This window comes from Bradyrhizobium sp. (genome assembly GCF_030646015.1).
GTDB lineage: Bacteria > Pseudomonadota > Alphaproteobacteria > Rhizobiales > Xanthobacteraceae > Bradyrhizobium.
In genome coordinates, this window is sequence record NZ_JAUSLT010000099.1 from 1 (window position 1) to 6,618 (window position 6,618).

Genomic DNA, 6,618 nt, shown 5'->3' on the forward strand with positions numbered 1-6,618 from the left:
ACTGACGGGGCGCGGTGCGCTGTCCGAAAAGGATGTCGATGCCGCGATGCGCGAGGTGCGCCGCGCGCTGCTCGAGGCCGACGTCTCGCTCGACGTTGTCAGAAGCTTCGTCGATCGCGTCCGCGAGCAGGCGATCGGCGCCACTGTGGTCAAGTCGGTGACGCCCGGCCAGATGGTGGTGAAGATCGTCCATGACGAGCTGGTCGCCACGCTCGGCTCCGACGGCCAGACCATCGACCTCAACGCCGTACCGCCGGTCGCCATCATGATGGTCGGCCTGCAGGGCTCGGGCAAAACCACCACCACCGCCAAGCTGGCGCGACGCCTGACCCAGCGCGACAAGCGCAAGGTGCTGATGGCTTCGCTCGACATCTACCGCCCGGCGGCGATGGAGCAGCTCGCGGTGCTCGGGCGCGATCTCGATATCCAGACCCTGCCGATTGTGGCCGGCCAGAAGCCGGCGCAAATTGCAAAACGTGCGCTGGAAGCCGCCAAGCTCGGCGGCTACGACGTGGTGCTGCTCGACACCGCCGGCCGCACCACGCTCGACGAAGAGATGATGTCGGAGGCCGCGGAAATCAAAACCGCCGCCAACCCGCATGAAGTGCTGCTGGTCGCGGATTCGCTGACCGGCCAGGACGCGGTCAACCTGGCGCGCTCGTTCGACGAGCGGGTCGGCCTCACCGGCATCGTGCTGACGCGGGTCGACGGCGACGGCCGCGGCGGCGCGGCGCTGTCGATGCGCGCGGTCACCGGCAAGCCGATCAAGCTGATCGGCACCGGCGAAAAAACCGACGCGCTGGAAGATTTTCATCCCAGCCGCATCGCCGGCCGCATTCTCGGCATGGGCGACGTGGTGTCGCTGGTCGAAAAGGCCGCCGCCAATATCGACGCGGAAAAGGCCGCGCGCACCGCCGAGCGGATGCGCAAGGGCCAGTTCGACCTCACCGACATGCGCGAGCAGTTGATGCAGATGGCCAATATGGGCGGCATCTCGGGCCTGATGGGCATGATGCCCGGCATCGCCAAGATGAAGAACCAGATCGCCAATGCCGGGATCGACGACAAAATTATAAAGCGCCAGGTCGCGGTTATCGATTCGATGACCCGGCAGGAGCGCAAGAACCCGGACATCCTGAAAGCCAGTCGCAAGAAGCGCATCGCCGCAGGCGCCGGGCTCAAGGTCGAGGAAGTCAACAAGCTTCTGAAGATGCACCGGAACATGGCCGACATGATGAAGGCCATGGGCCAGGGCAAGCGCGGCCCGATGGCCGGCATCGCGCAGGCCATGGGTTTTGGCGGCGGCGGCATGCCGTCGCCCGAGCAGATGAAGGCGCTGGCGGAAAAAATGCCCGGCGGTGCCGGCGGCATGCCCGCGCTGCCGAAGGATCTGCCCGCGGGCCTGCGCTCTGGGCTGCCGAATTTGCCGGGGCTCACGGGTCTCAGCGGCAAGCCGACCTTGCCGGGCCTCGGCGGCTTTCCCGGCCTCGGCAAGAAGAAATAATCGCGATCAATTCACTCAAACATCCAAACAGACACCCCGAAGGAGAAATCAATGTCAGTCGTTATCCGCCTCGCCCGTGCCGGCACCAAGAAGCGTCCGGTCTATCACGTCGTCGTCGCCGACTCGCGCTTCCCGCGCGATGGCCGCTTCATCGAGCGTCTCGGCCATTTCAATCCGCTGCTGCCGAAGGACAACGAAGCCCGGCTGAAGCTGGACATGGACAAGGTCAAGAGCTGGCTCGCCAAGGGCGCGCAGCCGTCGGACCGCGTGTCGCGCTTCCTCGATGCCGCCGGCGTGGTCAAGCGCGCCGCGCGCAACAACCCGGAAAAGGCCCTGCCGCGCAAGGAGCGCAAGGCCAACGCCGAAGCCGCCGCGACCGCCTCGGCTGCCGCCGCCTCCGCCGCCAAGGCGGCCGCCGCTGCAGCCGCCGCCGCAGCCAAGAAGTAAGCGCGACAGCGCGTGGCGATGCCGGCACAGATCTGCATTGCCCGCATCGGCGCCCCGCATGGCGTGCGGGGCGCGGTGAAGCTGTGGACCTTCACCGAAGATCCGTTCGCGGTGCAGAGCTACGGACCGCTGCTGACAAAAGACGGCGCGCGATCGTTCGAGATCGCGACCGCCCGCGAAGCAAAAGGCCATCTGGTGGCGACGCTGAAAGGCATCGTCACCCGCGAGGATGCCGAACGGCTCAACGGCATCGAGCTCTACATCGCGCGCGAAAAACTGCCTGATACCGACGAGAATGAATATTACCACGCCGACCTGATCGGGCTTGCCGCGGTGACATCCGCGGGCGAGCCGCTCGGCCGCGTCGCCGCGATCCACAATTTCGGTGCCGGCGACATCATCGAAATCGCCCCGCCCAGCGGCTCAACCATGATGCTGCCGTTCACCAATGCGATTGTGCCGACGGTAGACCTCGCGGGCGGACGCGTGGTGATCGAACTGCCGAACGAGATTGCGGGCGACACGCCCGAAGGTGATACATCTGCGACATGACCTCTGAAGCGAAGACTTCCGAGACAAAGGTCTGGCGCGCCACCGTCCTCACCCTGTTTCCGGACATGTTCCCGGGTCCGCTTGGCGTCAGCCTGGCGGGCAAGGCGCTGGCGTCGGGGCTGTGGGCGCTGGAGGCGCGGGACATCCGGGCCTCGGCCACCGACCGCCACCGCAGCGTCGACGACACCCCGGCTGGCGGCGGACCCGGAATGGTGCTGCGCGCGGACGTGCTGGCGGATGCCATCGACGCCGCCGATATCGCCCCGGATCGGCCAAAACTGCTGATGAGCCCGCGGGGTCGGCCATTGACCCAGTCGCGGGTCGTGGAACTCGCCGCCGGGCCGGGACCGCTGATCGTCTGCGGCCGGTTCGAGGGCATCGACCAGCGGGTAATCGAGGCCCGCCGGCTCGAGGAAGTTTCAATCGGAGATTACGTGCTTTCGGGCGGCGAAATCGCCGCCTTGGCGCTGATCGATGCCTGCGTCCGGCTGCTGCCCGGCGTGATGGGCAAGCTCGCCTCCGGCGAGGACGAGAGTTTTTCGGATTCCTTACTTGAATACCCGCAATATACCCGCCCGCAGGAGTTCGAGGGCCGGCCGATCCCGGAAATCCTCACTTCCGGGGACCACGCCAAGGTGGCGGCGTGGCGGCGGGCCGAGGCCGAGGCCCTGACCCGGTCGCGGCGGCCGGATTTATGGGCTGCCAGACAAGCCCCGACAGGGATTGGCCAAAAGCGCCCAAAAAGCACGACGGACGGGTGACAAGCCCCGGCCTTTGCCGTATAGGAGCGCCAAATCCGCGCAATGGCAGGATAGATGGACGTTCGCGCAGCCCGCGCCTTGCAGGCTGGGGCGCGCCGCCGATGGAGATTTTCAAGATGAACCTCATTCAAGAGCTCGAAAAAGAGCAGTTCGACCGGCTGTCCGCCAGCAAGGTCATTCCGGAATTCGGTCCCGGCGACACCGTGATCGTCAACGTCAAGGTGGTCGAAGGCGACCGCTCGCGCGTGCAGGCCTATGAAGGCGTCTGCATCGGCCGCTCCGGCGGCGGCCTCAACGAGAGCTTCACCGTTCGCAAGATTTCCTACGGCGAAGGCGTCGAACGCGTGTTCCCCGTGATGTCGCCGATGATCGACTCGATCACCGTGGTGCGCCGCGGCAAGGTGCGTCGCGCCAAGCTGTATTACCTGCGCAACCTGCGCGGCAAGTCGGCCCGCATCGTCGAGAAGAAGACCGAGCGCCCCGAGAAGGCCCCGAAGGTCGCCGCGGCCGCCAAATAATTCTCCTGCATGGAGATGTGACGAAAAGCGCGGGGCTCATCCCCGCGCTTTTTTGTTGCGGCATGCCTATCTGAGCCGTCCGCCGCCCATCGATTCATTGTCGCAATGGCCGGCGCTGTGCTAGAAATTTAAAATGGTTCCAGATCAGACCAGCTTCCTATGCCGCCTCGCCGCACGGATCGTGATCGACGATCGCTCGCGTCTGCCTGGCCGCTTTTTCGGACGGTTCACGACCTCCGCGACGTCGGAACTTTGAACGCGCGCTCTGATGTCGCGCTGATGTTCGTTTAGTTGCGCGTAGCCGCGCTCACCCGCTCACCTGAATTTTCCTTTGGAGCTTACGCTCATGTCCAAACCGACCACGCTGTACGACAAGATCTGGGACGACCATCTGGTTCACGAGGCCGATGACGGCACCTGCCTGCTCTATATCGACCGCCATCTGGTTCACGAGGTGACCTCGCCGCAGGCCTTTGAGGGTCTGCGCGCCACCGGCCGCAAGGTACACGCGCCGGGGAAAACGCTGGCCGTGGTGGATCACAACATTCCGACCACCGATCGCTCCAAGCCCAATCCGGACCCCGAGAGCATCGAGCAGATGAAGGTGATGGCGGATAACGCCAAAGAGTTCGGCATCACCTATTACAACGAGCACGACAAGCGTCAGGGCATCGTGCACGTCATCGGCCCCGAGCAGGGCTTTACGCTGCCCGGCACCACCATCGTCTGCGGCGACAGCCACACCTCCACGCACGGCGCGTTCGGTGCGCTGGCGCACGGCATCGGCACCTCCGAGGTCGAGCACGTGCTGGCGACGCAGACCCTGATCCAGAAGAAGGCGAAGAACATGCGCGCCGTCGTCGACGGCGTCCTGCCCGACGGCGTCACCGGCAAGGACATCATCCTGGCCATCATCGGCGAGATCGGCACCGCCGGCGGCACCGGCGATGTGCTGGAATATACCGGCGACGCGATCCGCGCGCTCTCGATGGAAGGCCGCATGACGGTCTGCAACATGTCGATCGAGGGCGGCGCCCGCGCCGGCCTGATCGCGCCGGATGAGAAGGCGTTCGAATATCTCAAGGGCCGCCCGATGTCGCCGAAGGGCGAAGCCTGGGACGCCGCGATGCGTTACTGGGAAACGCTGCGCAGCGACGAGGGCGCGCATTTCGACCACGAGATCCGGCTGGATGCCGCAAAACTGCCGCCGATCGTGACCTGGGGCACCTCGCCCGAGGACGTCGTATCGATCACCGGCTTCGTGCCGGATCCCGACAAGATTCCCGATGAAGCCAAGCGGCTCTCAAAGCACCGCGCGCTGAATTACATGGGCCTGAAGGCCGGCACCAAGATCACCGACATCAAGCTCGACCGCGTGTTCATCGGTTCCTGCACCAACGGCCGGATCGAGGATCTTCGCGCGGCGGCGAAAGTCGTGGACGGCAAGACGGTGAACGCCAATCTCAGCGCCATGATCGTGCCGGGCTCCGGCATCGTCAAGGAGCAGGCGGAAGCCGAAGGCCTCGACAAGATCTTCATCAAGGCCGGCTTCGAATGGCGCGAGCCGGGCTGCTCGATGTGTCTGGCCATGAACCCCGACAAGCTCTCCCCCGAAGAGCGCTGCGCCTCGACCTCGAACCGCAATTTCGAGGGCCGCCAGGGCTTCAAGGGCCGCACCCACCTCGTGTCGCCGGCGATGGCGGCGGCGGCGGCGATCGCCGGGCATTTCGTCGACATCAGGGAGTGGCGCTAAAACGCGGTTGCTTCAACCCCGAGGCTTTCCGGAAGCAAGTCGTTAAGCAGTTGGGGGCACACTTGTCGGCTCATAGGGCGAGGCGTTTCGCAAGGAGCGGGCCGTGGCCGACAAGCCTGTTTTCGTCGATCTGATCAGCGAGGCGACCCGGCAGGTGCGCCGCCGCATCGTGCGGCGCGTCGTCGAGCCCGAGGCCAAGCAGGAATCACGGCTCGGTCACCGGCCGAACGGAATGCAGCAGTGGCGGATACAGACGTTCACGCCATGGAAGCTCAAGCCGTGGAACTGGAAGGACTGGGATTGAGCGCGCGGGCAATGATTGCCTGCAGCAGACAGACATCAGGCGCCCGAGCGGGCGCCTGATTTATTTCCAGCCTGCGGTTCTGTACTCACCGTCAGGTCGGCAAATGCGCCAATGGTGGCGATGCCCCGGGCGATCTGTTGCACCAGTGGCTCAGCGAGACGCGGCGTCTACCATCCCCACCGCGGCCCAAATCCAAACCCGATTCCGAATCCGATCGGGAACGCCGGGGCGTAATAATAGGGGTATGGTCGATAGTAATAGGGGTAAGGCCGGTAGTAGGCCGGCCGCGCGTAGTAGTAGGGCCGATAGTACGGACGATACGGGCGGTAGTACGCGCCGTAATAGGGCCGATAATGCCGGTAGCGGTGGCGGTAATAGCGCCGATGCGCGCTGAAGTCGGTCGCGTTCGAGGCTTGCGATTCCTTTGCAAGTGGCGCTGCCGCGGCCGGATCGATCGCGGCCGAGCCGCCGAAATTCAGGGCGAACGCCATGATCGCCGCGCCAATCCATTTCTTCATGATAAGCCTCCGCCGTTCCGTGACCGATCCGAGCCAGCCACCGTGCCCGGCGGCCAAATCAAGCTGCAAAAAACGGAAAAATGTAGGCACAGCTTTCGCCTGCAGCCATGATTCAGATCAAGCGCCGCATGGCGGCGCGGGCCGTCGGGGACAGGCGATGGGGCGCGAAGCGCTGGACGCGATTCACCCAGAAACGGCTGCCAACAAGGAAGCCGAAAATTCCCTAGCCGGGCCGCCAATAGCAGTTCATGCGCGGCGTGA

General features: G+C 64.9%; 8 protein-coding genes. 7 read left to right on the forward strand and 1 reads right to left on the reverse strand.

Translation table 11 applies throughout. The annotated features are described in order from the left end of the window. The first annotated feature begins 1 nt into the window (after nt 1). From ffh to Q7T45_RS15905, 7 genes are all read left to right on the forward strand, one after another. Nucleotides 2-1,504, forward strand: coding sequence for a signal recognition particle protein (gene ffh / locus Q7T45_RS15875; protein WP_304871891.1), 1,503 nt, complete (start codon nt 2-4; stop codon nt 1,502-1,504). A 51-nt stretch (nt 1,505-1,555) separates the two neighbouring features. Further along, the gene (gene rpsP / locus Q7T45_RS15880; RefSeq protein WP_304744641.1) at nt 1,556-1,951 is read left to right on the forward strand and encodes a 30S ribosomal protein S16; all 396 of its coding nucleotides are present in this window, start codon (nt 1,556-1,558) and stop codon (nt 1,949-1,951) included. Between the two features lie 18 nt (nt 1,952-1,969). Further along, nucleotides 1,970-2,503 (forward strand): ribosome maturation factor RimM, encoded by a 534-nt coding sequence (gene rimM / locus Q7T45_RS15885; protein ID WP_304871897.1) that lies wholly within the window; start codon nt 1,970-1,972, stop codon nt 2,501-2,503. Continuing rightward, a complete protein-coding gene (gene trmD / locus Q7T45_RS15890) occupies nt 2,500-3,264 on the forward strand; it encodes a tRNA (guanosine(37)-N1)-methyltransferase TrmD (RefSeq protein ID WP_304871892.1) in 765 nt (254 codons plus the stop codon). The genes rimM and trmD overlap by 4 nt, the downstream gene beginning before the upstream one ends. Nucleotides 3,265-3,380: 116 nt before the next feature. Further along, nucleotides 3,381-3,782, forward strand: coding sequence for a 50S ribosomal protein L19 (gene rplS / locus Q7T45_RS15895; protein WP_304744637.1), 402 nt, complete (start codon nt 3,381-3,383; stop codon nt 3,780-3,782). A gap of 346 nt (nt 3,783-4,128) precedes the next feature. Beyond that, complete coding sequence (gene leuC, locus Q7T45_RS15900) at nt 4,129-5,535, forward strand: 3-isopropylmalate dehydratase large subunit (RefSeq protein ID WP_304871893.1); 1,407 nt, start codon at nt 4,129-4,131, stop codon at nt 5,533-5,535. 103 nt (nt 5,536-5,638) lie between these two features. Next, nucleotides 5,639-5,839 (forward strand): hypothetical protein, encoded by a 201-nt coding sequence (locus Q7T45_RS15905; protein ID WP_304871895.1) that lies wholly within the window; start codon nt 5,639-5,641, stop codon nt 5,837-5,839. A gap of 167 nt (nt 5,840-6,006) precedes the next feature. Here Q7T45_RS15905 and Q7T45_RS15910 read toward each other — a convergent pair whose 3' ends face one another. Then, complete coding sequence (locus Q7T45_RS15910) at nt 6,007-6,357, reverse strand: hypothetical protein (protein ID WP_304871896.1); 351 nt, start codon at nt 6,355-6,357, stop codon at nt 6,007-6,009. Between the last annotated feature and the right edge of the window lie 261 nt (nt 6,358-6,618).